Origin of the sequence: Pseudomonas sp. SORGH_AS_0211 (assembly GCF_031453455.1) — a bacterium.
Classification (GTDB): domain Bacteria; phylum Pseudomonadota; class Gammaproteobacteria; order Pseudomonadales; family Pseudomonadaceae; genus Chryseomonas; species Chryseomonas aestiva.
Window position 1 is genome coordinate 4026382 of sequence record NZ_JAVIZV010000001.1, and the last position, 26430, is coordinate 4052811.

The window sequence follows — 26430 nt, forward strand, 5'->3', positions numbered from 1 at the left end:
CCGGTTACCGCCGCGCATGACGGCAATTCCTCTGACTTTCTGCTACACCCCCCTCTGCATCCCCGCAATTTCTCCCGCCAGAAAATCTGAAATCCGCTGCCTAGACGGCCTCGCCCGTCGCCGATTAATTATTTCGATACCTGTTAGCCCCGTAATTGCTGCCGCTCGGCCTGGCGCAGGCAGTTTTTCGTCACGCTTTTGCGTAATGTAGCTAACCTGATACCGAAGTTGGGCACGTTTAAGGACTGGGTGTGGCGTCAGGTAAGGCAACAAGAGCAAGGTCCCGCTTCGGTTGGTGGCGCAAGCTGACAGTAGGGCTGCTGGGCTATCTGTCCCTCCTGGGGACGGCCCTAGCGGCGCCCGCCAGCGTGGCGTTCTGGTACGCGGAAAAGCCGCCGGTAGCCGAACTCGCGCAGTTCGACTGGGTGGTGCTCGAACCCGGCCATGCCAGCGCCGCCGATGTCCGCGCCCTGCACGAGGCCGGCGCCCAACCCTTCGCCTATCTGTCCATTGGCGAATTCGCCGGCGATGCGGCGGCCCTGGAAAAGGCCGGCCTCAGTGCCGGTGCCAGCCCGGTGGCCAACAAGGCCTGGGGCAGCCAGGTGATGAACCTGGCATCGCCGGTCTGGCGTGCCTATCTGCTCGAGCGCGCCGCCCAATTGGCCAAGGCCGGTTACACCGGGCTGTTCCTCGATACCCTCGACAGTTTCCAGCTGGTGGCCGAGGACCAGCGGGAAAGCCAGCGCCTGGCGCTCAAGAGCCTGCTGGCCGACCTGCACCGCCGTCAGCCGTCGCTCAAGCTGTTCTTCAATCGCGGCTTCGAGGTGCAACCCGAATTGCCCGGGGTCGCCGCCGCCATGGCGGTCGAATCCATCTACGCGGGCTGGGATGCCGGCAAGAAGACCTATCGCCCGGTCAGCGCCGCGGATCGCGAATGGCTGCAGCCGCGGATCGAAGCGGCGCGCAGTGCCGGTATCCCGGTCATCGCCATCGAGTACCTGCCGCCGGAGCAGCGCGACGAAGCCCGGCGCCTGGCCAAGCGGCTGCGCGACGAAGGCTACGTGCCCTATATCACCACCCCCGACCTCAACACCCTGGGCATCAGCTCGGTGGCCCTGCAGCCACGCCGACTGGCGCTGCTCTACGATGGTCGGGAAGGCGCCCTGCGCCAGTCGGCGGTGCACCGCTTCCTGGGCAGCGCCCTGGAGTACCAGGGCTATCGCCTGGACTATTTCGATGCCTCCAAGCCACTGCCCGCGGCCTGGCCCAGCGCCCTCTATGCCGGGGTGGTGGTCTGGATGACCAGTGGCCCGCCGCCCAATTCGCGGGATTTCAGCGACTGGATCGGCCAGCGCCTGGACGAAAAGACGCCATTGCTGATCCTTGGCGGCCTGCCGCTGGACAACGAGGCCCTGCTCAAGCGACTGGGCCTGGGCGTCAGTCGCAAGCCGCTGCCCGACAACCTGACCCTCAAGGTGGCGGACCCTGCCCTCGCCGGCAACTTCGAGGCACCGGTCAAGTTGCGGACGCGTGACCTGCCCGCCGTGCAGACGCTACCCGGCGGGCCGACACCGGTGGTCAGCCTGAGCGGTCCGGGCGGGACCTTCGTGCCCATGGGCGTGGCCGCCTGGGGCGGCTTCGCCTTCGGCCCCTATGTCATGGAAGACGGTCCCGAAGCCAGTCGCTGGATCATCGACCCCTTCGCCTTCACGGCGAAGACGCTGCAACTGCCGCCCCTGCCGGTGCCCGATCCGACCACGGAAAACGGCCGGCGCATCGCCACCGTGCACATCGACGGCGACGCCTTCGCGTCCAAGGCGGAGATTCCGGGCGCGCCCTTTTCCGGCCAGGTGGTGCTGGAGCGGTTCATCCAGCCGCATCCCTTTCTGACCTCGGCCTCGATCATCGAAGGCGAGGTCGGCCCCAAGGGCCGCTATCCGGAGCTGACCGCGCAACTGGAGCCGATCGCCCGCCGCCTGTTCGCCGATCCCAAGGTGGAGGTGGCCACCCACACCTTCAGCCATCCGTTCTTCTGGCAACCGGCGGTCTCCGAGCAGAGCGAGAACTTCGAAGCCCAGTACGGCTACATGATGCAGATTCCCGGCTACGACAAGGTGGATTTAACCCGGGAGATCGTGGGCTCGACGCGCTATATCAATGAACGCCTGACCACCCCGCAGAAGCCGGTGAAGATGGTGTTCTGGTCCGGTGACGCCCAACCCGATGCGGCGACCCTCAAGCTCGCCTACGACAACGGCCTGCTCAACGTGAACGGCGGCAACTCGCACATCACCCGGTCGCAGCCCTCGGTGAGCGGCCTGTATCCCTTCATCCGCCCCACCCCGGGCGGTCTGCAGTTCTATGCGCCCATCATCAACGAGAACGTCTACACCAATCTCTGGCGCGGTCCCTATTACGGCTTTCGCGATCTGCTCTATACCTTCGAGCGCACCGAGCATCCCCGCCGGCTGCGCGGGCTGAATCTCTACTACCACTTCTATTCGGGCACCAAGCAGGCTTCGCTCAAGGTCATGGAAGAGATCTACCAGGGCATGGCCGCCGAGCATCCGCTGTCGCTGTGGATGAGCGACTACCTGAGCCGCCTGCGGGGCTTCTATACCGCCAGTCTGGCCCGGGAAGACGACGGCAGCTGGTCGATCAAGGCCCTCGACGGTTTGCGCACCCTGCGCCTGGATCCGCGCCTGGGCTGGCCGGATCTGCAGCGTTCGAAGGGCATCGCCGGGGTCCGCGACCTGCCGCAGGGACGCTACGTCCACCTGGCCGGCGCTCAGGCGCGGCTGGTCCTGCGCGACAGCCGCGATCCCACCCCCGCCCTCGAAGAGGCCAACATCCCGCTGCAGCAATGGGACTACCTGTCGCCGACGCGTATCCGCTTCGCCTTCGCCGGGCAATTTCCGCTGGAGATGACCCTTCGCGCACCCTCGGCCTGCGAGGTGCGGGTCGGTCGCGAGCGCTACAGGGGCCAATCAGGCCAGGCCGGACTGCTGACGTTCAAACTTCCGCTAACACGAGTGAGTGACGGTGAGATCGTCTGCGGCTAAGAAAACCCGGCTCCTGAGCGGTTGGACACTGCTGGGGGTCGCGCTCCTCACCGCGCTGGTGCTGGTGCTGACCTTTCATGGCAAGCAGGTCTTCCTGCCCGGCGAGGAACCGGCCGACCAGGTCTCCATCAGCTATGCGCAGGTGCTGCTCAAGGCGACGCCCGACGATACCGGGCTGCGCATGAAGCTGATCGACCAGTTGATCGCCCTGGGGCGCATCGACGAGGCGCGGCGTCAGTTGCAACTGCTGCCCGAGCCCCTGGCCTCGACGCCCTTCTACGCTCTGGAAATGGACATCCTGCAGGCGGAAGCCCAGCCGCAAGGTCTGGCCGACGCCGATCGCGAACGCCTGGCGCAACGCCTGAGCGCCCTGGACGTGGCGACCCTGAGCACGCCCCAGCTGCAACGGGTGGCCGAGCGCGCCCTGCAACTGGCGGATCCGGCCACGGCGGCGCAGCGTTACGTCGAGCTGGCCCGGCGCGATCCGCCGCGGCGCCAGCAGTGGCTGGAACAGGCGGCGCGCTGGAGTCTGGCCGGTGGCCGTCAGCAGGAGGCCGCGCGTCTCTATCTGCGCCTGGCCGATCTCGCCGATTCGGCCGAACAGCGCCAGGGCTACCGGCACCAGGCCTTCGATGCCTGGCTCGCCGCCGGCCAGGGCGCCGAGGCCGCCGCCCTGCTGGAGCAGGAATTGCCGCGTCTGCCAGCCGATGCCAGCGGTCTCGCCTGGCTGCAGGCCGGGGTGGCGGCCGCCCAGGGCAGCGGGCGCCTGGATCTGGCCCAGCGGCTGATCGAGCGCTGGCGCGAGTGGCAACCGGACGATCCCGCCGCCCTGGAGGCCGCCTACCGGCTGGCCCTGGGCCGCGGCGACACCGAGCGGGCCTGGGAGGAAGGTCATCAGCTGCTGGCCCTGCGCCCGGACGATGAAAAATTGCTCGCGGAACTGGCCCAGCTGGGCGAATGGACCGGGCATATGGACGAAGCCCTCGACCTCTGGTTGCGTCTGCTGGCACGCCAGGACGATCCGGCCCGTCGCGACCACGCCTGGAAGCTGGCCGCCCGGGCGTTTCGCTTCGATGCCGTGGCCGAGTTGCTGGCCGAGGCATCGCGGCAGCGCCAGCTGGACAAGACCGAACTGGATGCGCTGATCTTCGCCTACGAGTCCCTGGGCGATCCCGCCGCCGAGGAGCGCTGGCTGCGGGACTACATCAGGCGTCAGCCCAGGCAGCGCCTGGCCTGGGAGCGACTGCAGCAGCTGCTGGCCCGTACCGAGCAGGGCGATGCCGAAGCCGCGGGCTGGGCAGCGTTCGGCAAGAAATTCCCGCTGACCAGCGCGGAGTATCTGACCTGGGCGGGCACCGTCTGGGAGCTGTTCAAGCCCGAAGAGGCCTGGAAGGTGCTCGAGGGCATGCCGGCCAAGCAGCGGCAGGGCGACGACTACTGGCGCCTGCGGGCGGAGCTGGCCTGGGAACTGGAGCGCGACGGCGAGGCCCAGTTGGCCTTCGAACGCCTGGCCGCGAGCGACAAGGGCCTGGCCGCCAACGACGAGGACCGGCTGCTGGCGATCTATCTGCGCACGGCGCCGCGCAAGGCCCTGGCCTTGCTGGAAAAGAGCTGGGAAAAGCACAAGGACCAGAAGCGCCTGAGCGACGCCCTGCAATGGGCCGAGCAACTCAAGGACACGGCGGCGCTGGAGCGGCTGCTGGCCAGTGCCGCGCGCGCGCCGGCCTCGGCCGACAACCCCGCCGTCTGGCTGGCGCGGTCGGGTCTGGACTTCCAGCGTGGCCGCGTCGCCCAGGCCGAAGAGGGCTATCGCCAGGCGCTGCAGCGCTTCCCGGACGACGACAGATTCCGCGAACGGCTGCTGTGGCTACTGATCGACCAGAATCGCCAGGCCGAACTGGCCACCCTGCTGCGCGACTGGAAGGGCCGGGCCCGCGACAGCGACGTGCTGTGGCTGCCCTTCGGCAGCGGCCTGGTGCTGCTGGGCCAGGCGGAAGAGGCGCTCGGCTGGTATCGCCGCTACCTGGACGCCCATCCCCAGGACTGGCTGGTGCAGGCCGCCTATGCCGACGCCCTGGACGCCGCCGGTCACCAGGACGCGGCGCTGCGGCTGCGCAAGGCGGTCACGCCGCACCTGGCCAACGACGAGGTGCCGGCCACCCCCGAGCGCTATGCCACCTACCTGCGCCTGCTCTCCAGCCTGCGCGGCCCCCAGGCGGCGCTGGCCCAGGCGCGCGCCTGGCAGGACGGCTCGCCGAGCATGCTGCAACTCTGGTTCGACCAGTGGCTCGATGCCCTCAGCCAGAACAACGACGACGGCCTCAAGAGCGAATGGCTGGCCTGGGCCAAGAGCCGCGGGCTCAAGGTCCGCCAGTACGAGCAATTGCAGGAGGTCCTGCGCCGGCAGAATCGTGGCGAGCTGGAGAAGTTGCTGGCGGCCGGCGATCTGGATCCGGCGCAGCGCGTCGAGGTGCTGCAGCGCCTCGGCCATGCCGGCGACGCCCAGGCCGCGGCCCTGACGGCCGCCGGCGACGAACCACCGGAGGTCATCCAGCGGCAGCTGCTGCGCCAGGCCACCGAGCAGGCCGAGCGCACGCCCAATGGCGTCCAGGCCGGCTGGGAGCGCCGCGACTATGGCGGCCTGGTCGAACAGGGCAGCGAGGTGCGCGCCGCCCGGCGACTCAGCGATGACGTCTACGCCGATGTCCAGCTCAAGCAGAATCGCGTGGAGAGCAGCGGCCTCAAGTCCGATGCCCTGGGCAACGAACACCAGATGCTGCTCAAGGTGCTGAAGAATCTGGCCGACGGCGGTCTGGAAACCACCGTCGACGCCAGCCAGCGGTCGGACAGCAATCGCCTGGGCCTGGGTGTCGCCCGCACCTGGCGTATCGATGGCAACACCGAGATCGAGGCGGCCCTGGACTGGCACCGGCAACCCGACGAGAGCGGCTATCTGCGCGCCCTGGGCCGGCGTGACAGTGTCAGCCTGGCGGGTCGCCACAACCTTACGCCACGCGACCAGCTGAGCTGGCGGGCGGCGCACAACCGCTATTCCAGTCGGGACGGGGATGCCCTAGGCAGCGGCTTCGCCTTCAACCTGGAGCTGAGCCACATGATCTTCTTCGAAGGTCCCGCCTGGCAGGTGCGCAGCGGCATCACCTACCAGCAGAACAGTGCGCGCAGCACCCTGCCCGCCAGCGTTACCCGCTACCTGCAGCCGCTGGCCGGCAGTGGCGAGAACGGCGAGGTCACCGTGGCCGACCTGGAGGCCCTGGGCGGTACCCAGCTCCTGCAGGATCGCTATGGCCAGCTCTATGTCGGCAGCAGCTGGCGGCGCGGCATTCCCGGTTCGCTCAACCGCACCCATCCCCAGTACAGCTGGCTGGTGGACACCCTGGTCGGCTGGCAGTGGACCGAGCGCGAATTCAACTACGGTTTGAATGTCGGCCTGGGCATGGTAGTGCTCGGCGACGACGAACTGGCGTTCACCGCCGGCTACCAGTCCGCGCCCCAGGGCAGCGGCGGTCAGGCCGGCAGCACCCTGGGCATTCAATACAGCAATCGAATCGGTCGCTAGGCCGCTTCAAGGGAGAAACCTCATGAACATCACGCGTCTGCTCGTCGCCAGTGTCGCCACCGTGCTGCTGGCCGGCTGCTCGAGCTTTACCCGTCCCAGCGGCGAGGCCCTGCCCAAGGATGCGCGCTGGGGCCTGGTGCCCCTGGCCAACTATGCCCAGGCTCCCATGGCCGGCGATCGTGCCGCGCAGATCCTGGTCAGCGTGCTGGGCGAGCGTGGCATCCGCCCGCAGGTCTACGACGACAGCCAGGGCGGCAATCCCAGCGACGACGAAAAGGCCCGCCAGCGCGCGGCCCTGGACTGGGCGCGGCAGCAGAATCTGCAATACGTGCTCACCGGCAGCGTGGACGAGTGGCAGTACAAGAACGGCCTGGACGGCGAGCCGGCGGTGGGCGTGACCCTCCAGGTGATCGAGCCGGCCAGCGGCCGGGTGGTCTGGAGCAACAGCGGCGCCCGCTCCGGCTGGTCGCGCGAGAGCCTGGCAGCCACCGCGCAGAAGGTCCTGCGCGGCACCGCGCAAGAGCTGCAGTTGCGCTGATGGCCCTGCAATCCGTCCACAAGGACTACACCCTGGCGCCCCGCGCCAGTGGCCGCCTGTCCTGGCTGGAAACCCTGCTGGTCACGGCGGCCGCCCTGGGACTGGGATTCTGGCTGGTGCCGGAAGACCCGCTGATGGTCGGCCTGGCCTTTCCCTGGGTGGTCTTCGCGCCCATCCTGATGGGCGTGCGCTATGGCTTCATGCGTGGCCTGGTGAGCGCCAGCCTGCTGGTGGTGGCGCTGCTCTATCTGCACCGCCAGGGCTATCCGGCCTACGAGGAGATCCCGCCGTCCTTTATCGTCGGCGTGCTGCTCAGCGCCATGCTGGTGGGTGAATTCCGCGATCTCTGGAATCGTCGCCTGGAGCGCCTGGACCTGGCCAACGACTATCGCCAGCTGCGCCTGGACGAATTCACCCGCGCCCACCACCTCCTGCGCATCTCCCACGATCGCCTGGAACAGCGTGTCGCCGGCAACGACCTCAGCCTGCGCAGCTCCCTGCTCGACCTGCGCCGCCAGTTGCGCGAGGTGCCCCGCGAGCAGGACGCCCTGCAGGCCCTGGCCGAACCCATCGTCGGCCTGCTGACCCAGTACGGCTCGCTGCGGGTGGCCGGGCTGTACCGGGTCGATGGCAATGGCCGGGTGGATCGTCGCGCCCTCGCCAGCCAGGGCGAGATGCCCGGCGTTGATCCCGATGACCTGCTGGTGCGCCTGACCCTGGAACGCGGCGAGACCCTGAGCATCCGCCAGGCGCTGCTGGAGCGCGGCGAGACCCGGCATTCCGCGCTGCAGGCCTGCGTGCCCCTGCTGGACACCGAGGAGCGGCTGCTGGCGGTGCTGGCCATCGAGCAGATGCCGTTCTTTTCCTTCAACGAACGCACCCTCAATCTGCTGACCATCCTCGCCGGCCATATCGCCGACCTGCTGGGCAGCGATCACCAGGCGCTGGCCCTGGCCGACGACGACGCCCAGCAATTCTCCCAGCATCTCAAGCGTTCGCTGCGCGATGCCCAGCAGCACGCCCTGCCCGCCTGCCTGTTCTGCTTCGAGATGACCGAGGCCGACGGTGGCGAGCGCGCCCTGGCGCTGCTGGAGGGCAGTCGCCGCGGCCTCGACCTGCAACTGCGCCTGACCAACCAGGCGGGCCACCCCTGCCTGCTGGTGCTCCTGCCGCTGACCTCTTCCGATGGCCTGGAAGGCTATCGCCGCCGGCTGCGCCAGCTGCTGGCCGAACGCCATGGCCAGGACAGCACCCTGGAAAGCCTGGGCGTGCGCAGCCATGAACACGAGCTGCTGCCCAAGACCCGCGCCCAGGAGTTGCGCGTCTTCCTGTTCAACGAGTGTGGCCTGCATGAACAGCAAGTGGCTGTTTAGCGGCGCCTTCGCCTTCGAGGCCAGCAGCTGGGCGCTGCTGTTCGCCAACCTGCCGGTGGCGGCGGCGGCCCTGGCCTTCGTCACCGCCCATGCCGCCGGCAGTGCCCTGCTGGCGGGTGGCGTCTGGCTGTTGCTGCCCAAGCGCTATCAGCGCCCGCTGCCCTGGAGTCCGCTGTTCCTCTTCGCCCTGGCCTTCTTCATTCCGCTGGTGGGCGCGGCCGGGGTGATCGCCGCGGTCTTTCCGGCGCTCTATCTGCCGCGCAAGCGCCGCGAGATCGCCTGGGAAGCGCGCAGCGTGCCCAATCTGCCGTTCCGCCCGCTGGAGCGCCGCGAGGAGATGCTGTTCAGCGATGGCGGCCTGCAGGACGTGCTGCGTCATGCACCCAGTGCCGACAAGCGCCTGACCGCGCTGTTCGCCACCCGCCGCATGCCCGGGCGCGACGCCATTCCCATCCTCAAGCTGGCCCTGCGCGATCCGGCCGACGACGTGCGCCTGCTCGCCTATTCGATGCTCGACCAGCAGGAAAGCCAGATCAACCAGCGCATCGAGACCCAGCTCGGCGAACTGGCCAGCACGCCCGCGGAACGCCAGCCGGCGCTGCACGGCACCCTGGCCCGCGGCTACTGGGAGCTGGCCTATCTGGGCCTGGCCCAGGGCAGCGTCCTGCGCCACGTGCTCGGCCAGGCGCGGGAACATGTCGAACTGGCCCTGGCCGGTGAAGAAAACGAAGAGCTGCGCATCCTCGCCGGGCGCATCGCCCTGGAACAGGGCGAGCCGGAACGGGCCCTGGAATTCTTCCAGGCCGCCGAAGCAGCGGGCGTGCCCCTGGCCCAGCTGGCGCCCTTCCGCGCCGAAATCGCCTTTCTGCGCCGCGATTACGCGGTCATCCCGGCACTGCTCGACAGCCTGCCGGCGGATCTGAAGAAGCGGCCGCCGTTTGCCGCCCTGGTGAAGTACTGGTTATGAAAGACGCCCCCGCCGCGACCGTGACGCCCGATGTCTGCCTGCTCCTGGAGGGCACCTGGCCCTATGTGCGCGGCGGGGTGTCGAGCTGGGTCAACCAGCTGATCCTCGGCCTGCCGGAGCTGACCTTCTCGGTGTTCTTCATCGGCGGTCAGCGCGAGAACTACGAGAAGCGCCACTACGCCATCCCGCCCAACGTGGTGCACATCGAGGAACACTTCCTCGCCGGCTCCTGGGTGCCCAAGGGCGCGCCCATCAGTCCGCGGCGCCAGGCGCCGGTGCAGCTGCTGCGCGATCTGCACGCCTTCCTGCACCACCCGGACGAACCCAGCGCCGCCCAGGGCGATGCCCTAGTGGACGCCTTCGCCCAGGGCAGCGTGACCCTGGACGACTTCATGTACAGCCGCGCCAGCTGGGAAGCCATCACCGAGGGCTACGAGCGCTATTGCACCGACCCGTCCTTCGTCGACTACCTCTGGACCCTGCGCGCCATGCAGGCGCCGCTGCTGATGCTGGCCGAGGCCGCGCGACGCCTGCCACGGCCGCGGATGATCCATTCCATCTCCACCGGCTATGCCGGCATGCTCGGCGCCATCCTGCAGCGGCGCTGGGGCTGCAACTTCCTGCTCAGCGAGCACGGCATCTACACCAAGGAGCGCAAGATCGACCTGGCCCAGGCCAAGTGGATCGCCGAAGGCCCGGACGAGGCCCTGCGCACCGGGCTGGACGTGGACGTCAGCTACATCCGCCGGCTGTGGATCCGCTTCTTCGAGCGCATCGGGCTGCTCACCTACAAGGCCGCAGATCCGATCATCTCGCTCTATGACGGCAACCGCCGCCGGCAGATCCAGGACGGCGCAGATCCCGCGCGCTGCCGGGTGATCCCCAACGGCATCAGCCTCACCCAGTGGCAGGACGCCCTGGAGCGCCGCCCCGAGGGCGTGCCGCCGGTGGTCGGGCTCCTGGGCCGGGTGGTGCCGATCAAGGACGTCAAGACCTTCATCCGCGCCATGCGCGGGGTGATCAGCGCCATGCCCGAGGCCGAGGCCTGGGTGGTCGGTCCGGAAGACGAAGACGAGGAATACGCCGCCGAATGCCACAGCCTGGTCACCAGCCTGGGCCTGGAGGGCAAGGTGAAATTCCTCGGTTTCCAGAAGATCGGCGACATCCTGCCCAAGCTCGGCCTCATGGTGCTGACCTCCATCAGCGAGGCCCAGCCGCTGGTGATCCTCGAAGGCTGGGCCGCCGGCGTGCCGGTGGTGAGCAGCGACGTCGGCTCCTGCCGCGAGCTGATCGAGGGCTCCATCCCCGAGGACCGCGCCCTGGGCACCGGTGGCAGCGTGGTCGCCATCGCCGATCCCCAGGCCACCGCCCGTGCCATCCTCGCCCTGCTGCGTAATCCGGGGCGCTGGCAGGCCGCGCAGCGCACCGGGCTGGCCCGGGTCAATCGCTACTACACCGAGCCGCTGATGCTGGAACGCTATCGCGAGCTCTACCAGGACGCCATCGGGAGGATCGTCTGACATGGCCGGCATCGGCTTCGAACTGCGCAAGATCCTCGCGCGCGACTCCTACACCGCCACCCTGCGTGCCTATGTCTACGCCGGTCTGATCAGTTCGGGCCCCTGGGTGCTGTCGATCATCAGCGTCATGCTGATCGGCGTGCTGGCCACCGGCATCGTCACCCCCAGCGTGCTGATCCGGCAATTCCTGGTCACGGTGACCTACCTCATGGCCAGCTCGCTGATCCTCACCGGCGGCCTGCAGCTGTATTTCACCCGCTTCGTCTCGGACCGGCTGTTCGAGGAGAAACAGACGAGCATCCTGCCCAATCTGGTGGGCATCCTGCTGCTGGTGACCCTGGTCGCCGGGGGCCTGGGCTTCCTGCTGCTGGCCACCCTGTTCGACCAGCCCTTCGCCTACCGGCTGCTGGTCCTGGCCAACTTCGTCACCCTCTGCGATCTCTGGCTGGTGATCATCTTCCTGTCGGGGATGAAGGCCTACAACCGCATCCTGGTGGTGATGACCCTGGGCTACGCCATCATGATCGCCGCCGCCTTCGTGCTGCGCTTCCTCGGCATGAACGGCCTGCTGATGGCCCTGCTGCTGGGCCACGCCGCGCTGCTGTTCATGTTTCTCTACGACATCATCCGCGAGTACCCGGCCGACCGCCTGGTGGCCTTCGACTTCCTCGATCGCAAGCAGATCTTCCTCAGCCTGCTGGTCACCGGGCTGTTCTACAACCTGGGCATCTGGGTCGACAAATTCGTCTTCTGGTTCAATCCGCTGACCTCCGACGCCGTCATCGGCCCCCTGCGCGCCTCCATCCTCTACGACCTGCCGATCTTTCTCGCCTACCTCGCCATCATCCCCGGCATGGCGGTGTTCCTGGTGCGCATCGAGACCGACTTCGCCGAATGGTACGAGCGGGTGTTCAACGCCGTGCGCGGCGGCGAGACCCTGCAGCACATCAGCCAGCTCAAGGAACAGATGATCCTGGCCATCCGCCAGGGCCTGCTGGAGATCTGCAAGGTCCAGGGCCTGACCCTGGTGCTGGTGTTCCTGCTGGCGCCGCAGCTGCTGGCCTGGCTCGGCATGTCGCACTACTACCTGCCGCTGTTCTACATCGACGTGGTGGGCGTGAGCATCCAGGTGGTATTCATGGCCCTGCTCAACGTCTTCTTCTACCTGGACCGGCGCGACACCGTGCTGATGCTCTGCACCCTGTTTCTCGGCCTCAACCTGGCGCTGACCCTGCTCAGCATCGAACTGGGTCCGAGTTTCTTCGGCTACGGCTTCACCGTCTCCCTGGCCTGTTGCGTGCTGCTCGGCCTGCACCGCCTGGACCGGGTGCTGGACGACCTGGAATACGACACCTTCATGCTCCGGCACTGACGGCTGCCGGCACCGGACGAACGGTGTGACCCGCCCACCCTGGAGGCGTCCAACACAGCTCAGCCCTGCAGGACCCTGCCATGAATACCGCCGCCTTGCGCCTCGTGATCCAGACCACCCAGGTGCGCGCTCGGGACAGTGGCGAGGCCAGTCGCACCTTTGCCGACCAGGCGGCGCGCACCACCAGCGCCGACGCCACCCGCGGCGCGGCCCTGGAGCGCTTCGCCAGTGCCTATGTCGACAAGGTGCCCGATGCCCTCGAAGCCCTGCTGCTGCAGGCGCGGGCGGTGGCCTTCGAGGCGCCCCTGGCCGGGGTGCTCGAGCGCGCCCTGGCCGGTTTCGCCCCGGCGGCCCTGGCCCAGGCGCCCTCCGCCAGCCTGGCGCTGCTGGCCGCGGCCTATCGTCTCCATCGTCTGCTCGAAGGCCTCCAGCAGCGCCTGGCCGCCTGGTGGGGCGCCACTGGCGAATCCACGGCGCCCAGCCTGGGCAATCTCATCGCCCACCAGGTGCTGGGGCAGCTCACCGTCGCCGCCCTGGAAGACGCCGTGGACGGCTGGCTCGATGACCTGGACGCCAGCGTCGAGGCGCCGCTCACCCAGCAGTGCTTTCAGCCCCGGCAACGGCGCGGCGCCCTGGCCACGGCGCGGCCAGCCCTGACCTTGAGTCGCCAACGCCAGCGCAGCGTTCGATAAAATGCACGTTTCGGCGCCCTTGGCGGCCGACTGTCAAATATATTGATAACCCTCCCGGGCCGGTTTAGGGTGGCTGCTCACCGCCATTAGCGAGGAGTCACCCATGAGCTTGCCCAGCCGCGCCGAGTGGGAGCAGCGCTTCCAAGGTCTCACCCTGGAAGGTCGCGCCTTCATCGACGGCGCCTATGTCGACGCCGCCGCCGGCGCCACCTTCGATTGCCTGAGTCCGGTGGACGGACGCTTCCTCGCCAAGGTCGCCAGCTGTGACGCCGCCGACGCCGACCTGGCCGTGGCCGCCGCCCGCGCCGCCTTCCAGAAGGGTACCTGGGCGCACCTGGCGCCGGCCCAGCGCAAGCGCGTGCTGATCCGCTTCGCCGACCTGCTGCTGGCCAATGCCGAAGAGCTGGCGCTGCTGGAAACCCTGGACATGGGCAAGCCCATCGCCGACTCCTTCTCCATCGACGTGCCCGCCTCGGCCAATGCCATCCGCTGGAGCGCCGAGGCCATCGACAAGCTCTACGACGAAGTCGCCCCCACGCCCCATGACCAGCTCGGCCTGGTCACCCGCGAACCGGTCGGCGTGGTCGCCGCCGTGGTGCCCTGGAACTTCCCGCTGATGATGGCCTGCTGGAAACTCGGCCCGGCGCTGGCCACCGGCAATTCGGTGGTGCTCAAGCCCTCGGAGAAATCGCCGCTGACCGCCATCCGCGTCGCCCAGCTGGCCCAGCAGGCGGGCATCCCCGCCGGGGTGTTCAACGTGCTGCCGGGCTACGGCCATCAGGTCGGCAAGGCCCTGGGCCTGCACCCGGACGTCGACACCATCGTCTTCACCGGTTCCACCCGGGTCGCCAAGCAGCTGCTGGCCTACTCCGGCGAATCCAACATGAAGCGCGTCTGGCTGGAAGCCGGTGGCAAGAGCCCCAACATCGTCTTCGCCGATGCCCCCGACCTCAAGGACGCCGCCGCCGCGGCCGCCAGCGGCATCGCCTTCAACCAGGGCGAGGTCTGCACCGCCGGCTCGCGCCTGCTGGTGGAGCGCTCCATCAAGGAGGAATTCCTGCCGCTGGTGGTCGAGGCCCTCAAGGGCTGGAAGCCCGGCCATGCACTGGACCCCGAGACCAACGTCGGCGCCCTGGTGGACACCACCCAGCTGGAAACCGTGCTGCGCTACATCGAAGCCGGCCATGCCGAAGGCGCCACCCTGGTGGCCGGTGGCAAGCGCACCCTGGAAGAGACCGGCGGGGTCTATGTCGAGCCGACCATCTTCGACGGCGTGAGCAACGCCATGAAGATCGCCCGGGAAGAAATCTTCGGCCCGGTGCTCTCGGTGATCACCTTCGACACCGCCGAGGAAGCCGTGCAGATCGCCAACGATACCCAATACGGCCTGGCCGCCGCGGTCTGGACCCGCGACATCTCCAAGGCCCACAGGACCGCCCGCGCCCTGCGTGCCGGCAGCGTCTGGGTCAACCAGTACGACGGCGGCGACATGACCGCGCCTTTCGGCGGCTTCAAGCAGTCCGGCAACGGTCGCGACAAGTCCCTGCACGCCTTCGACAAGTACACCGAGCTCAAGGCGACCTGGATCAAGCTGTAAGCCCTCGGCAGGCTGATCCCGGTCGGGGTCAGCCGGTCTCCCTTCAGCGTTGGTAGACCGTCGCCTGGTTACCGAAGCCGCTCTGCGTGATGCGCGCCGTGGAGCCGACCTGGTCGATCGCCGCCGAATGGGCATCGCCGGTCTGGCCGATGAAGGCACTGGCGCCGCTGAAGCTGTCCGGCACCGTGTCCTGGGTAATGGACGCGAGGTTGCCACTCCCCTGCTGCTGGAGCTCCGCCTCCACCCGCACGCCGCTCTGGACGAAGGTCGCCTGGTTGGCATCGCCTGCGCTGATGCCGGCGATCCGGGCTTCCAAACCGGTTTGAGCGGCGCTCAGCCCATTGTTGTTACCCTGCTGGCTGAAGGTGATGTCGCTGAAGCCGGCGCGCTGTGACAGCGTCGCCTGGTTCCCATTGCCCGCCTGGGTCAGCGCCAGGGTACTGCGATAACGACTGGTAACCTGGTCCGCCTGGATGCCGTTGCCATCACCCTGCTGGCGCAAGGTGGCGCTGCCGCCGGCGAATGAGACGCTCTGCGTCAGCTGCACGGCGTTACCGTTGCCGGTCTGGACTACCTCGGCCACCCCGCCGCTGCGCTGCTCCACCATCAGCCGGTTGCCATCCCCGGCAGTGGTCGCCCGCAGCTCGTTCCCACCAAAACCCGCCTGACGCACACTATGGACGTTGAGATCGCCCGCCTGACGCAGATAGGCGGAAGCCGCATTGCCGCGCTGCTCAAGTTCCAGGCTGTTACCCGCGCCACCGCCGGTCTGGGTGATTTCTGCGAAGTGGTTGCCGTTTTCCAACTGGGTCACGGCAATCTGCTGATTACTGCCTTCCTGGAAAATCTGCAGCCCATTGCCGCTGGAGGTCTGCTCGATCCGCGCCTGGGCACCAAAGGCCTGGCGCTGTTCGAGGGTCGTGCGATTGCCGTCGCCGCTTTGCAGTTGCTCAACGCTATTGGCGCGACCACCGCTCTGGTTCAGGGTGGCCTGATTGTCATTACCGGTCTGGGTCAGGGTGATGCTCTGCTCGACAGCGAATGCCGGCGCTGCGAAGCCAGCGAGCAGCGCCGCCAGCAAGGTAGGGGTCTTCATGACGGTCTTCCGCTCCAGTGGAATCTACCGGGGACAGGACGACTAGCCGCGACCCCGGCGAGATGGCGGAATCGACCGTACTGCAAGGAGGGCGTCGCGCACGGACGACCCGTGCTGAGTGTGATCAGCCAGGCCCCCATCGCCATCCATCCAAAGAGCGGTTTTGACGAGCGTTGGCGGCGGACGGCCTGGGTACTCGACCAGCAGCCGCTTCGACGGCCAAGGCCGGGTCGCCATGACCCGGCCTTGGCGCGGGCGCAGGTCTAGCGATAGACGTGGTAGGTGGCGTATCTGCTCACCTCCACGCTGCCGCTCCAGCTGCTGACCACCCGCTTGGAATCCCAGTCGTACCAGTGCATCCCGGGTGGGTTGGAGATGCCTCGTGAACAACTGCCGGTCCGTACCCAGGCACCGCGGAACTGGCCGCTCTTCCAGCGCCGTTCCACCACCTGGATGGGTTGCGCCCGATAGCCCGGTTCTATCCTCACGGCCCAGGTGAAGGCAGTACTCATCGAGCGATCCTGCTTGTAGCTGCCATCGACGCCGAGGATGCTCAGGTATTTGCCGATGAAGGGCAGCTTTTCCCCGTTGAGCTTGACCCCTACCGACCAGCCGTAGCTGGAGGTCTTGGTCTCGCCCCAGGTATAGGTGCAGTCGATGGTCCCGCGCGTCGAGCACTGGAAGATCGGTCCGCGCCAGATCCAGTCCTCCCAGGTCTTGGCGGCCTGCTGGGTGGAGAAGGCCCGGGACCCGTCACCCAGGATGACGGGCTCGGTGTGGTCGGTGAAACACTCGCCAGCCTGTGCCAGACCGATCGAAAGAATGAAGCCGAGCGCCCCGACCAGGGTGGATTCAACGAAGGTATTCATGGCTTTGGTCCCTCAAAGTCCGAAGACATTTTCGATGGTATTGCTCGCCTGCCCCTGCTTGCCGGTCTGGGCCTTGCTCGCGGACAGGGCATCGGTACGCGGGGGCCGATCGACGGGGGTCATCAGCAGGCCGGTGGCCTTCTCCGGCTTCCTCACCATCAGGGCATCCGCCTCGACGGTCATGCCGAGCGCCAGGGCCGCGTTCTCACTGGCCAGGTGCTGACCGGGCTGATTGTCGAAGATCACGCGTTTGCCCTGGTCCAGGGCGTTGTTGATCTCCTTCTTGACGTTGCCGTCGACCTGCACATTGGGCCCGACTACCAGATAGTCGTATTCACCGCTGCCGACGATCCTGGTGTCTTCCGACTTCAATCTGTTGAGGACGAAACCGGTATTACCCAGCACCTTTAGCCGCAAGTAAGGGCCGTTATTCAAAGACTCCGCTGCCTGAACGGTGCTCCCCATCAGGGTTGCCACTATCAGCGCGGCCATAGGTTTCAATTTCATGTCGAGCGCTCCTATTACGACAGTCATCTAACAAATGGAAGTCCTATTGAAAGGCTGAACATTCCCGCGAAGCGCGCAGCCACGCGGCTCTGGCAGCCTGAGCAGGCAGCAGAACGCTCATGACCGAAGTCAGCTCCGATAAGCACTCCGCTGAAAGTTGTCAGGCAATCAGATAAGGTCCAGCAAAAACGACGTTGATATCTCGGCGCCCGATATCAGCCCGCGGGAAACTTCGACAGTCGTCAAAAAAGCCTAGCCAACGTTTATTTAAACAAATAGCAACGATTGGCCATCCGGCAGAATAGATCAGCCACAAATAGCAGGCCGCTGTTTTAACCTTTTATATAGGCATATAAAAAGCGGCCCTGCATTCAAGTAGAGCCAGTGATCGGCAAAGGGTGGCTAATCTTGCTTGCGTAAAACCAGATAAATAGCGCGAAGGCCAAAATATCGATAGCCGTCACCGGCCCGAGGCAAAGCCCGGGAAAAATGTAACCAAATATTTCAGAACCCGGAGGACCAGTCGAATGCCCGGTCCGGAAGCCACGCGGAACAGCCAGGCCCACGCCCCGAGGACGCGAGCCGTGATGCCGGTATCAGCCCAGCAGATCCACCAGCAGGTCATCGTGGCGGCGCTGCTGGCGATCCAGGCGCAGCTGGCGGGTGCGGAAGATCGACTTGAGGTCTTCCAGGGCGCTGGCGAAATCGTCGTTGATGATCAGGTAGTCGTATTCGACATAGTGGCTCATCTCGCTCACCGCCTCGCGCATGCGGCGTTCGATGATTTCGGCGCTGTCCTGGCCGCGATTGTCCAGGCGCTGGCGCAGGGCGGCCTGGCTCGGCGGCAGGATGAATATCGACTGGGCATGGGGCAGCTTGCGGCGGACCTGCTGGGCGCCCTGCCAGTCGATTTCCAGGATCAGGTCGTGACCTTCGGCGAGGTCACGTTCCAGGGCAGCCTGGGAGGTACCGTAATAGTTGCCGAACACCTCGGCGTGTTCGAGGAAGTCGCCGTGTTCGAGCAAGTTGGTAAAGGTCGCGCAATCGACGAAGTGGTAGTTCACCCCGTCGGTTTCACCCGGGCGCATGGCGCGGGTGGTGTGGGAGACTGACAGGCGGATGTCGGGCAGGGCATCCAGCAAGGCCTTGACCAGGCTGGTCTTGCCGGCGCCGGAGGGCGCGGAAACGATGTAGAGGGTGCCGGGAAGGGCTGTCATGAAGGTCCGCCTATTCGATGTTCTGCACTTGCTCACGCATCTGTTCGATGAGCACCTTGAGATTGATGGCCGCCTGGGAGGCACGGGCGTCGATGGCCTTAGAACCCAGGGTATTGGCCTCGCGATTGAGTTCCTGCATGAGGAAATCCAGCCGTCGTCCGGCCGCGCCGCTGCCCGCCAGGACCCGCCGCACCTCGGCCACATGAGTCTCCAGCCGATCCAGCTCCTCGGCCACGTCGCTCTTCTGCGCCAGCAGCACCAGTTCCTGCTCCAGCCGTGACGGTTCGAACTCGACGCCTGCCTCGGCGCAGCGCTCGAGGATACGGCGCCGCTGCAGTGCCAGCAGCTCGGGCAGCAGCGCGCGCAGCGTCGCCACCTCCGCCAGCACCTGGGCCAGGCGTTCCTCGATCAGTCGCGCCAGTTCGCGCCCCTCGCGCTGCCGGCCGTCGAGCAATTCATCCAGCGCCGCCTCGAACAGCGCCAGGGTCTGGGCCTTGAGTTCGGCGCCATCCACCTCGGCGCCCGCCAGCACCCCGGGCCAGGCCAGCACGGCCAGGGGATCGAGCTTGGCCGGGCGTGCGATCAGCGCGGCGATGTCTTCGGCGGCGGCCACCAGCTGCGCGGCCCGGCGGGCATCGATGCGCAGGGCCACGCTCTCGTCGCGCTCCTCGCGCAGTACGCACTCCAGCTTGCCCCGCGACAGTCGTCGGCGCAGCGCCTCGCGCACGCCGGACTCCAGATCGCGAAAGGTCTCCGGCAGCCGCAGGTGGGGCTCCAGGTAGCGATGATTGACCGAGCGCAACTCCCAGCTCAGGGTGCCCTGGGGTCCCGGGCGCTCGACCCGGGCGAACGCCGTCATGCTGTGCACCATGGCAGGATCCTCGTCTGACGATGCGCGGATCTGGGGCGATCCCGAGCGACCACGCATGTAAAACGCACGATTCTAGCGCACCTGATCGGAGCGACCCAATGCATCCGTGTCGCATGAGCCGGACGCTCTCTATACTATGGACCTGATATCTACGCCTTACAGGAAGCCCGCAATGAAGCGTCCCAGTGGCCGCGCCGCCGATCAGCTGCGCCCCATCCGCATCACCCGTCAGTACACCAAGCACGCCGAGGGTTCGGTTCTGGTGGAGTTCGGCGATACCAAGGTGATCTGCACCGCCAGCGTCGAGGCCGGGGTGCCGCGCTTTCTCAAGGGCAAGGGCCAGGGCTGGCTCACCGCCGAATACGGCATGCTGCCGCGTGCGACCGGCGAACGGAATCAGCGTGAAGCAGCCAAGGGCAAGCAGGGCGGTCGGACCCTGGAGATCCAGCGGCTGATCGGTCGTTCGCTGCGCGCCGCCGTCGACCTGTCCAAGCTGGGTGAGAACACCATCTACATCGACTGCGACGTCATCCAGGCCGACGGCGGTACCCGCACCGCCTCGGTGACCGGTGCCTGCGTGGCCCTGGTCGACGCCCTGGGCGCGCTCAAGCGCCGTGGCAATCTCAAGGGCAATCCGCTCAAGCAGATGGTGGCCGCCATCTCCGTGGGCATCTACCAGGGCACCCCGGTGCTCGACCTGGATTACCTGGAAGACTCCGCCGCCGAGACCGATCTCAATGTGATCATGACCGATGCCGGTGGCTTCATCGAGGTTCAGGGCACCGCCGAAGGCGCGCCCTTCCAGCCGGCCGAACTCAACGCCATGCTCGAACTGGCCCAGGGTGGCCTGCGTGACCTGTTCGAGCTCCAGCAAGCCGCCCTGCGCGGCGAGTAAGGAAGCCCTCATGCACGATCTCGTCCCCGCCCCCAGCGCCGAAGCCCGGCGTTGGGCCATGCTCTGCCACTACGCCGCCTTCCTGGGCTTCGTGGTGCCCTTCATCGGTAACGTGATAGGTCCGCTGGTGGTCTGGCAGTTCAAGCGCGAGGACGACCCCTTCATCGACCGCCAGGGCAAGGAGGCGCTGAACTTCCAGCTCACCGTCACCCTGCTGCACATGATCTGCTGGCTGCTGGTGTGGGTGCTGATCGGTTTTCCGCTGATGCTGCTGGTGGCCTGTGTGGCCTTCGTGCTGACGGTGATCGCCGGCATCAAGGCCAACCAGGGCCGCGACTACCGCTACCCCCTGACCTGGCGGATGGTCAATTAGCGGGCTTTTTGTGGCCTGCTTCTGATATCCGCGTTGAGGATTTCCGGTCGGCCCGGCGCCGTTTGACAGGCGCCGGAAGCCCTCCGCTATCATCCCTTCGGCTTACTTCTCACGCCCTCGCCGCGACTGGTTTCATTCGTCGCTGGCGGTAGCGTGCCCGCCTTCGCTTTTGCGTCAGCAGTCCGTCGATAACGCCAAGGTGGCGTGCCCCGACGGTCCTCGCTTCTTACGTCAGGACTGGTGGCCTCCGGCGCCATCGGCATCAAGACAGGGATGATCATCATGTCGGTTGCAACCGCCACCCCCTCCCCCTTCCAGCGTGTGCTCGAATGGCGCTATTCCACCCTCATGGTGTGGACGGCCATCGGCCTGCTGGTCGTCGAGACCTTTTCCGGCTTTCTGCGCTATGCCCTGGACATGGTCGGCGCCTCGGCGCTGGTCTATCTGCCCAAGATCGCCTGCCTGGCGCTGTTCGCCCTGCAGGTGGCGACGGTCAAGCTGCCCCGGGTGATCTGGGTCGGCCTGTTCGCCGGGCTGGCCTACGCCGCCCTCGCCCTGCTGCACGGCGGGACCTTCAACAACGTGCTGTTCTCGCTGTTCGTCTACAGCCCGCTGCTGTTCGGCCTGGTCTGCGGCCGCGAATTGCTCAAGCAGCGGCGCCTGCTGGGCCGGGCCATGTTCCTGCTGCTGCTCGCCAGCCTGGTCGGCATCGCCCTGGACAAGTACACCTCGGTGCCCTGGAAAGGCTACAGCTACAACCTCGGCGGCAACGACATCGCCGGCAATACCCAGTGGGTCGCCGGTGAAGAGGACCGGATCGCCGGCTTCGCCCGGGTCTCCAACGTGCTGGCGGCGCTGATCGCGGTCTACTGCCTGTTCCTCGCGCAGTTCGCCCGTTCCAGGACGCTCTGGCTGGTGGTCGCCCTGGTCGGCTTTTTCGGCATCCTGCTCACCACCAGCAAGGCGCCGGCAGCGGCCTTCGCCTTTACCCTGGCGCTGATGATGACCCGTCGCTTCCAGTGGCCGACCTATGCGCTGATCCTGCTGGCGGTGGTGGGTGGCATGCTGCTGCCGGTGCTGAGCCTGATCCGCGACTTCGACCCCCTGGTGGTGACGAGCGACAGCGGCCTGGCCTCCTTCTACGATCGCCTGGTCAACACCTGGCCGAATGTCGTCGCGGAAATGAGCCGCCATGGCTGGACCGTGGAAGGCGCCGGCTTCGGCCTGTTCGGCAGCTCCATGGCCGCCTTCCCCGTTCCGGGGATCGACCTCTTCGTCACCAGCGACAGCAGCGTGGTCTATCTCTGGTGCGTGTTCGGCGTGGTCGGCATCCTCGGCTATGCCATGCAGCTGCCGGTGTTCATCCGCCTGCACACCGCGCCCGACCGCCTCAGCCACACCCTGCTGGCCATCGCCTTCTGCCTCTGCCTGATCGGCTGGACCACCGACCTCTTCGATATCGGCGTCGGCAATCTCTTCGTCGGCATCATCCTCGGCTACGTGCTGATGGGTGATCCGGAAGACGACGGCCAGCAGCGCCTGCGACCGGTCAGCGGTAGCGCCCTCGCCGACTGAGCGCGCCGCGACGTCACGGCGTAAAATCGCCGTTCAGAAAAAAGGGCCGATCCCAGGGGGATCGGCCCTTTTTCATTACCGCATAGATCAGGTCACCGGGGCCGGATTGAACAGCGCCAGGTCGTTGTGCAGGCGATGGCGCTCGGCCCAGGTCTGGCGGCGACCGCTGGCCACGTCCAGGTAGCACTGGAAGATCTCCCAGCCCATCTCCTCCAGCGACAGCCGCCCGCTCACCACGCGTCCGGCATCGATGTCGATCAGGTCCGGCCAGCGCTCGGCCAGCTGGGTGCGGGTCGAGACCTTGATCACCGGCACCATGGACAGCCCATAGGGGGTGCCACGGCCGGTGGTGAAGATGTGCAGGTTCATGCCCGCCGCCAGTTGCAGGGTGCCGCAGATGAAGTCGCTGGCCGGGGTGGCGGCGAAGTACAGGCCCTTGCCGCGGATCTTCTCGCCGGGCGCGATGACCCCGGCGATGGGGCTGGTACCCGACTTGGCGATCGACCCCATGGCCTTTTCGACGATGTTGTTCAGCCCGCCCTTCTTGTTGCCAGGGGTGGTATTAGCACTGCGATCGGCCATACCCCGCTCCAGGTAGCGGTCGTACCAGTCCATCTCGCGGATCAGGGCGTCGGCCACCTCGGGAGTGGCGGCGCGCGGGGTCAGCAGGTGGATGCCATCGCGCACCTCGGTGTTCTCGGAAAACATCACGGTGGCGCCGGCCCGCACCAGCAGATCGGCGGCCACGCCCAGGGCCGGATTGGCGGTGATGCCGGAGAAGGCGTCGCTGCCGCCGCACTGCATGCCCACCACCAGTTCCGCGGCCGGCACCGTCTCGCGGCGGCGCCCATTGAGCACCGCCAGACGTGCCTCGATCAGCCCCATGATCTGTTCGACCATGCCGGCGAAGCCGTTGGCCGAATCCTGCAGGCGGAACAGCCACTCCTCTTCGTTCTGCCCGGCGGTAAGGTCATCGCCGGGCATCAGCTGGCTGGCCTGCAACTTCTCGCAACCCAGGCCGATGACCAGGGCCTGGCCGCCGAAATTGGGGTTGCGGCTGATGTTGTGCAGGGTACGGATGGGGATCACCGCATCCGGGGCGTTGATGGCCACCCCGCAGCCGTAGCTGTGGGACAGCGGCACCACGTCGTCGACGTTGGGGTAGCGCGGCAGGAGTTCCTTGCGTACCCGCTCCACGCAGTGGTCCAGCACCCCCACCACGCACTGCACGGTGGTGGTCACCGCCAGGATGTTGCGGGTGCCGACGCTGCCGTCCGGATTGCGGAATCCCTCGAAGGTATAGCCCTCCAGGGGTTCGCCGACCTGGCCGGGCGCGGTGGCCTTGGGCAGGTTGTCCAGCGCCGGCGGCTCCGGCATGCGCAGCAGGGCCTCGGTGATCCAGCTGCCGGCGGGAACGTCCTGCAGGGCGTAGCCGATGACCTCGCCATAGCGCACCACCTCGGCGCCCTCCTGGAGATCCACCAGGGAGACCTTGTGGCTCTGGGGAATGGCCTCGACCGTGGTCAGGCCATCTGCGAAGGCGGTGCCGGCGGCCACGCCGGGTTCGTTGACCACCACCCCGACGTTGTCCAGGGGATGGAGCTTGATGTAGCGCGGCGAATCACGGTGATCGATCAGGTTCATATTCTTATCCTCTGCCGGGGCTCAGGCCCGGGCCGGGTCAGGCTGGGTCGCGCCCAGGATCTCGCCGTCGGCGGTACGCAGCTCGACGCGCTGGATGCGACCGACGATGAACAGGTAGCTGAACACGGCCACCAGGGCATTGGCACCGACATAGACCAGCGCCCACTTGAAGGAGCCGGTGGCGGCGATGAGGTAGCCGATGACGATGGGGGTGGTGATGGAGGCCAGGTTGCCGAAGGTGTTGAACAGGCCACCAGAGAGACCGGCGATCTGCTTGGGCGAGGTGTCCGCCACCACCGCCCAGCCCAGGGCACCGATGCCCTTGCCGAAGAAGGCCAGGGTCATGAAGCCCACCACCATCCAGTCGGCGTCGACGTAGTTGCAAAAGATCATGCTGGTGGAGAGCAGCAGGCCGCAGACGATGGGCAGCTTGCGGGCGAAGGTCAGGGAATGGCCGCGACGCAGCAGGTAGTCGGAGATCACCCCGCCGAGCACCCCGCCGATGAAGCCGCAGATCGCCGGCAGCGAGGCGATGAAACCGGCCTTGAGGATGGTCATGCCGCGCTCCTGCACCAGGTACACCGGGAACCAGGTCAGGAAGAAATAGGTGATGGCGTTGATGCAGTACTGGCCGAGGTAGACGCCGAGCATCATGCGATTGGTCAGCAGCTGGGTGATGTAGTGCCACTTGGGCCCGCCACCCTGCTGGCGGGCGCCGTTGTCCATGTCCACCAGGCCGCCGTTGTCGCGGATGTGCGCCAGCTCCGCGGCGTTGATGCGCGGATGCTCCTTGGGATTGTGGATGTACTTCAGCCAGACCGCGGAGAACAGGATGCCCAGGACGCCCATGATGACGAAGACGTGCTCCCAGCCGAAGTGGAAGACGATGCCGCCCATGATCGGCGCGAACAGCGCGGTGGCGAAATACTGCGCCGAGTTGAAGATCGCCGAGGCGGTCCCGCGTTCGGCGGTGGGGAACCAGGCGGCGACGATACGCGCATTGCCCGGGAAGGACGGCGCCTCGGCCAGCCCGACCAGGAATCTCAGCATGAACAGGGTAGTGACCGCCCAGGCCACCGGCAGACCGCCGACCAGCCCCTGCAGCAGGGTGAAGAACGACCAGAAGAAGATGCTGCCGGCATAGACCTTCTTCGAACCGAAGCGATCCAGCAGCCAGCCGCCGGGAATCTGCCCGGCCACATAGGCCCAGCCGAAGGCGGAGAAGATATAGCCAAGGGTCACGGCGCTGATGCCGAGGTCTTTCTGCAGGCTGGAGCCGGCGATGGCGATGGTGGCGCGGTCGGCGTAGTTGATGGTGGTCACGACGAACAGCATCAACAGGATCAGGTAGCGCACCCGGGTCGGTCTTGTGGCATCCATGGGGATCCCTCTTGCGTGATTGTTTTTATTGAAAGCACGGGGCCATGGATGATTGCGCAATCATAGCTCGATGCGACAATCGGTCTCAGCCCTTGCGTTTGCCCAAGACTAAGCCATGATTGCGCAACCATACAAGTACGACGTCTAACAAGATAAGGACCGACGGTCAGGTCGTGGCGCGGTCGATGATATGGAAACCGGTGTCGATGCGCACTGCTTCCCGGCCCTGGTCGCCCCCGTTGAAACGCTGCAGCAGTGCCTCCGCCGCCAGGGTGCCCATGCGATCGCCCTCGACACTGACCGACGACAGCGCCGGGTGCATCTGGGCAGCGCTGGAGAGATTGCCGAAGCCCAGCACCGCCAGGTCCTCGGGCAGGCGCAGTCCGCGACTGGCGGCTTCCGCCATGACGCCCTGGGCGACGGTATCCGAACTGCAGACCACCACGTCGAAGGCCTCGTCACGGGCCAGCAGCTGGCGCAGGCCAGCTCGCCCGGACTCCACCAGCGCGGGGGCTGGCAGGATCTCCAGCGGCGGTTCCGCCACGCCCAACTCGGCCAGCCGCGCGACCAGGCTGCGACAGCGGCGCAGGGCGCGGGGGTCATCCACCGAGACCACGGCGAAGCGCCGATAGCCGCGGGCGTGCAGATGCTCGGCCTGGGCCCGGCCCACGGCTTCATGGGAAAAGCCCACCTGCATGTCCAGCGGGTCTTCGCCCAGGTCCCAGGACTCCACCACCGGGATGCCGGCCTGGGCCAGGCGCTGGCGACTGGCGGCGGTATGCAGGGTACCGGTCAGCACGATGCCATCGGGCTTGCGCCCCAGCACCGCGGCCAGCAGCTGCTCTTCCTGTTCGGCGCTGTAGCCGGTCAGGCCCAGCAGAGTCTGGTAGCCGGCCTGGGACAGGCGCGCCATCAGCGCCTGGACGGTCTCGGCGAAGATGGAGTGGACGATGGTCGGCACGAACAGCGCCACCAGGCGACTGCGATTGGAGGCCAGACCGCCGGCCAGCAGATTGGGCACGTAGCCGGTGGCCTGCACCGCCGCCAGCACCTTCTCCCGCGCCGCCTCGCTGACGATCTCCGGTCGATTCAGCGCCCGCGAGACGGTGATCGGCGACACCCCGGCGACCCGGGCCACGTCGATAAGCGTGGGGGCGGCGGGATTGACCGCGGCAGTGAGGACTTTGCTGGACTTCTTGGCCATGGATCGCGGGAGACGGGAAGGAGATCGGCCATGGTAACGGTTGGGGCGGGCGGCGTCCCCGGTGAACACCGTAGCGTGGAAAACCGCATTGCGTTTTCCAC

At 66.9% G+C, this 26430-nt stretch carries 20 protein-coding genes; 12 read left to right on the plus strand and 8 right to left on the minus strand.

What is annotated here, in order from left to right:
- The first annotated feature begins 305 nt into the window (after positions 1-305).
- The 9 genes from QE393_RS18670 to QE393_RS18710 all read left to right on the plus strand — a co-directional run bounded on the left by QE393_RS18670 (position 306) and on the right by QE393_RS18710 (position 14698).
- A complete protein-coding gene (locus tag QE393_RS18670; RefSeq protein ID WP_310045649.1) occupies positions 306-3062 on the plus strand; it encodes a bifunctional glycoside hydrolase 114/ polysaccharide deacetylase family protein in 2757 nt (918 codons plus the stop codon).
- Positions 3043-6639 carry a tetratricopeptide repeat protein gene (locus QE393_RS18675; RefSeq protein WP_273806902.1) on the plus strand — a complete coding sequence of 1199 codons (3597 nt, stop codon included), beginning with the start codon at positions 3043-3045 and terminating at the stop codon, positions 6637-6639. The genes QE393_RS18670 and QE393_RS18675 overlap by 20 nt, the downstream gene beginning before the upstream one ends.
- A 22-nt stretch (positions 6640-6661) precedes the next feature.
- Positions 6662-7177, plus strand: a complete 516-nt coding sequence (locus QE393_RS18680) for a penicillin-binding protein activator LpoB (RefSeq protein WP_133860416.1) — start codon at positions 6662-6664, stop codon at positions 7175-7177.
- Entirely contained in the window at positions 7177-8550 is a 1374-nt protein-coding gene (locus tag QE393_RS18685) for a PelD GGDEF domain-containing protein (protein WP_310044993.1), read from the plus strand. Before QE393_RS18680 ends, QE393_RS18685 begins: the two co-directional genes overlap by 1 nt.
- Positions 8528-9517, plus strand: coding sequence for a HEAT repeat domain-containing protein (locus QE393_RS18690; RefSeq protein WP_273806904.1), 990 nt, complete (start codon positions 8528-8530; stop codon positions 9515-9517). The genes QE393_RS18685 and QE393_RS18690 overlap by 23 nt, the downstream gene beginning before the upstream one ends.
- Entirely contained in the window at positions 9514-11037 is a 1524-nt protein-coding gene (pelF, locus tag QE393_RS18695) for a GT4 family glycosyltransferase PelF (RefSeq protein WP_273806905.1), read from the plus strand. Before QE393_RS18690 ends, pelF begins: the two co-directional genes overlap by 4 nt.
- A 1-nt stretch (position 11038) precedes the next feature.
- The gene (gene pelG, locus QE393_RS18700) at positions 11039-12409 is read left to right on the plus strand and encodes an exopolysaccharide Pel transporter PelG (protein WP_273806906.1); all 1371 of its coding nucleotides are present in this window, start codon (positions 11039-11041) and stop codon (positions 12407-12409) included.
- 80 nt (positions 12410-12489) lie between these two features.
- Positions 12490-13101, plus strand: a complete 612-nt coding sequence (locus tag QE393_RS18705; RefSeq protein ID WP_273806907.1) for a hypothetical protein — start codon at positions 12490-12492, stop codon at positions 13099-13101.
- 103 nt (positions 13102-13204) lie between these two features.
- Positions 13205-14698 carry an aldehyde dehydrogenase gene (locus tag QE393_RS18710; protein ID WP_273806908.1) on the plus strand — a complete coding sequence of 498 codons (1494 nt, stop codon included), beginning with the start codon at positions 13205-13207 and terminating at the stop codon, positions 14696-14698.
- 43 nt (positions 14699-14741) lie between these two features.
- Here QE393_RS18710 and QE393_RS18715 read toward each other — a convergent pair whose 3' ends face one another.
- The 5 genes from QE393_RS18715 to QE393_RS18735 all read right to left on the minus strand — a co-directional run bounded on the left by QE393_RS18715 (position 14742) and on the right by QE393_RS18735 (position 19258).
- Positions 14742-15794, minus strand: coding sequence for a hypothetical protein (locus QE393_RS18715; RefSeq protein ID WP_273806909.1), 1053 nt, complete (start codon positions 15792-15794; stop codon positions 14742-14744).
- A gap of 263 nt (positions 15795-16057) precedes the next feature.
- Positions 16058-16663 carry a hypothetical protein gene (locus tag QE393_RS18720; RefSeq protein ID WP_273806910.1) on the minus strand — a complete coding sequence of 202 codons (606 nt, stop codon included), beginning with the start codon at positions 16661-16663 and terminating at the stop codon, positions 16058-16060.
- 12 nt (positions 16664-16675) lie between these two features.
- Positions 16676-17170, minus strand: coding sequence for a hypothetical protein (locus QE393_RS18725; RefSeq protein ID WP_273806911.1), 495 nt, complete (start codon positions 17168-17170; stop codon positions 16676-16678).
- A gap of 596 nt (positions 17171-17766) precedes the next feature.
- A complete protein-coding gene (gene gmk / locus QE393_RS18730) occupies positions 17767-18387 on the minus strand; it encodes a guanylate kinase (RefSeq protein WP_133860406.1) in 621 nt (206 codons plus the stop codon).
- A 10-nt stretch (positions 18388-18397) separates the two neighbouring features.
- Complete coding sequence (locus QE393_RS18735; RefSeq protein WP_133860405.1) at positions 18398-19258, minus strand: YicC/YloC family endoribonuclease; 861 nt, start codon at positions 19256-19258, stop codon at positions 18398-18400.
- Positions 19259-19430: 172 nt separating this feature from the next.
- Between QE393_RS18735 and rph the strand changes: the two genes are divergently transcribed.
- The 3 genes from rph to QE393_RS18750 all read left to right on the plus strand — a co-directional run bounded on the left by rph (position 19431) and on the right by QE393_RS18750 (position 22101).
- Positions 19431-20153, plus strand: a complete 723-nt coding sequence (rph, locus tag QE393_RS18740; protein ID WP_017639344.1) for a ribonuclease PH — start codon at positions 19431-19433, stop codon at positions 20151-20153.
- A gap of 10 nt (positions 20154-20163) precedes the next feature.
- Complete coding sequence (locus tag QE393_RS18745; protein ID WP_017639343.1) at positions 20164-20526, plus strand: DUF4870 domain-containing protein; 363 nt, start codon at positions 20164-20166, stop codon at positions 20524-20526.
- A gap of 282 nt (positions 20527-20808) precedes the next feature.
- Positions 20809-22101 (plus strand): hypothetical protein, encoded by a 1293-nt coding sequence (locus tag QE393_RS18750; RefSeq protein WP_273806915.1) that lies wholly within the window; start codon positions 20809-20811, stop codon positions 22099-22101.
- A gap of 87 nt (positions 22102-22188) precedes the next feature.
- On the opposite strand, the gene garD is transcribed toward QE393_RS18750, so the two are convergent.
- The 3 genes from garD to QE393_RS18765 all read right to left on the minus strand — a co-directional run bounded on the left by garD (position 22189) and on the right by QE393_RS18765 (position 26329).
- Positions 22189-23745, minus strand: a complete 1557-nt coding sequence (gene garD / locus QE393_RS18755; protein WP_273806916.1) for a galactarate dehydratase — start codon at positions 23743-23745, stop codon at positions 22189-22191.
- 21 nt (positions 23746-23766) lie between these two features.
- Positions 23767-25125, minus strand: a complete 1359-nt coding sequence (locus tag QE393_RS18760) for an MFS transporter (protein ID WP_273806917.1) — start codon at positions 25123-25125, stop codon at positions 23767-23769.
- 166 nt (positions 25126-25291) lie between these two features.
- The gene (locus QE393_RS18765; protein ID WP_273806918.1) at positions 25292-26329 is read right to left on the minus strand and encodes a LacI family DNA-binding transcriptional regulator; all 1038 of its coding nucleotides are present in this window, start codon (positions 26327-26329) and stop codon (positions 25292-25294) included.
- Positions 26330-26430: the final 101 nt, after the last annotated feature.

Bases quoted from the DNA above. Each gene is read 5' to 3' on its own strand.
- QE393_RS18765 (WP_273806918.1), bottom strand. From the start codon at position 26,329: ATGGCCAAGAAGTCCAGCAAAGTCCTCACTGCCGCGGTCAATCCCGCC.
- QE393_RS18685 (WP_310044993.1), top strand. From the start codon at position 7,177: ATGGCCCTGCAATCCGTCCACAAGGACTACACCCTGGCGCCCCGCGCC.
- QE393_RS18710 (WP_273806908.1), top strand. From the start codon at position 13,205: ATGAGCTTGCCCAGCCGCGCCGAGTGGGAGCAGCGCTTCCAAGGTCTC.
- QE393_RS18735 (WP_133860405.1), bottom strand. From the start codon at position 19,258: ATGGTGCACAGCATGACGGCGTTCGCCCGGGTCGAGCGCCCGGGACCC.
- QE393_RS18680 (WP_133860416.1), top strand. From the start codon at position 6,662: ATGAACATCACGCGTCTGCTCGTCGCCAGTGTCGCCACCGTGCTGCTG.
- rph (WP_017639344.1), top strand. From the start codon at position 19,431: ATGAAGCGTCCCAGTGGCCGCGCCGCCGATCAGCTGCGCCCCATCCGC.
- pelG (WP_273806906.1), top strand. From the start codon at position 11,039: ATGGCCGGCATCGGCTTCGAACTGCGCAAGATCCTCGCGCGCGACTCC.
- QE393_RS18705 (WP_273806907.1), top strand. From the start codon at position 12,490: ATGAATACCGCCGCCTTGCGCCTCGTGATCCAGACCACCCAGGTGCGC.
- QE393_RS18760 (WP_273806917.1), bottom strand. From the start codon at position 25,125: ATGGATGCCACAAGACCGACCCGGGTGCGCTACCTGATCCTGTTGATG.
- gmk (WP_133860406.1), bottom strand. From the start codon at position 18,387: ATGACAGCCCTTCCCGGCACCCTCTACATCGTTTCCGCGCCCTCCGGC.
- pelF (WP_273806905.1), top strand. From the start codon at position 9,514: ATGAAAGACGCCCCCGCCGCGACCGTGACGCCCGATGTCTGCCTGCTC.
- QE393_RS18690 (WP_273806904.1), top strand. From the start codon at position 8,528: ATGAACAGCAAGTGGCTGTTTAGCGGCGCCTTCGCCTTCGAGGCCAGC.
- garD (WP_273806916.1), bottom strand. From the start codon at position 23,745: ATGAACCTGATCGATCACCGTGATTCGCCGCGCTACATCAAGCTCCAT.
- QE393_RS18750 (WP_273806915.1), top strand. From the start codon at position 20,809: ATGTCGGTTGCAACCGCCACCCCCTCCCCCTTCCAGCGTGTGCTCGAA.
- QE393_RS18745 (WP_017639343.1), top strand. From the start codon at position 20,164: ATGCACGATCTCGTCCCCGCCCCCAGCGCCGAAGCCCGGCGTTGGGCC.
- QE393_RS18715 (WP_273806909.1), bottom strand. From the start codon at position 15,794: ATGAAGACCCCTACCTTGCTGGCGGCGCTGCTCGCTGGCTTCGCAGCG.
- QE393_RS18725 (WP_273806911.1), bottom strand. From the start codon at position 17,170: ATGAAATTGAAACCTATGGCCGCGCTGATAGTGGCAACCCTGATGGGG.
- QE393_RS18720 (WP_273806910.1), bottom strand. From the start codon at position 16,663: ATGAATACCTTCGTTGAATCCACCCTGGTCGGGGCGCTCGGCTTCATT.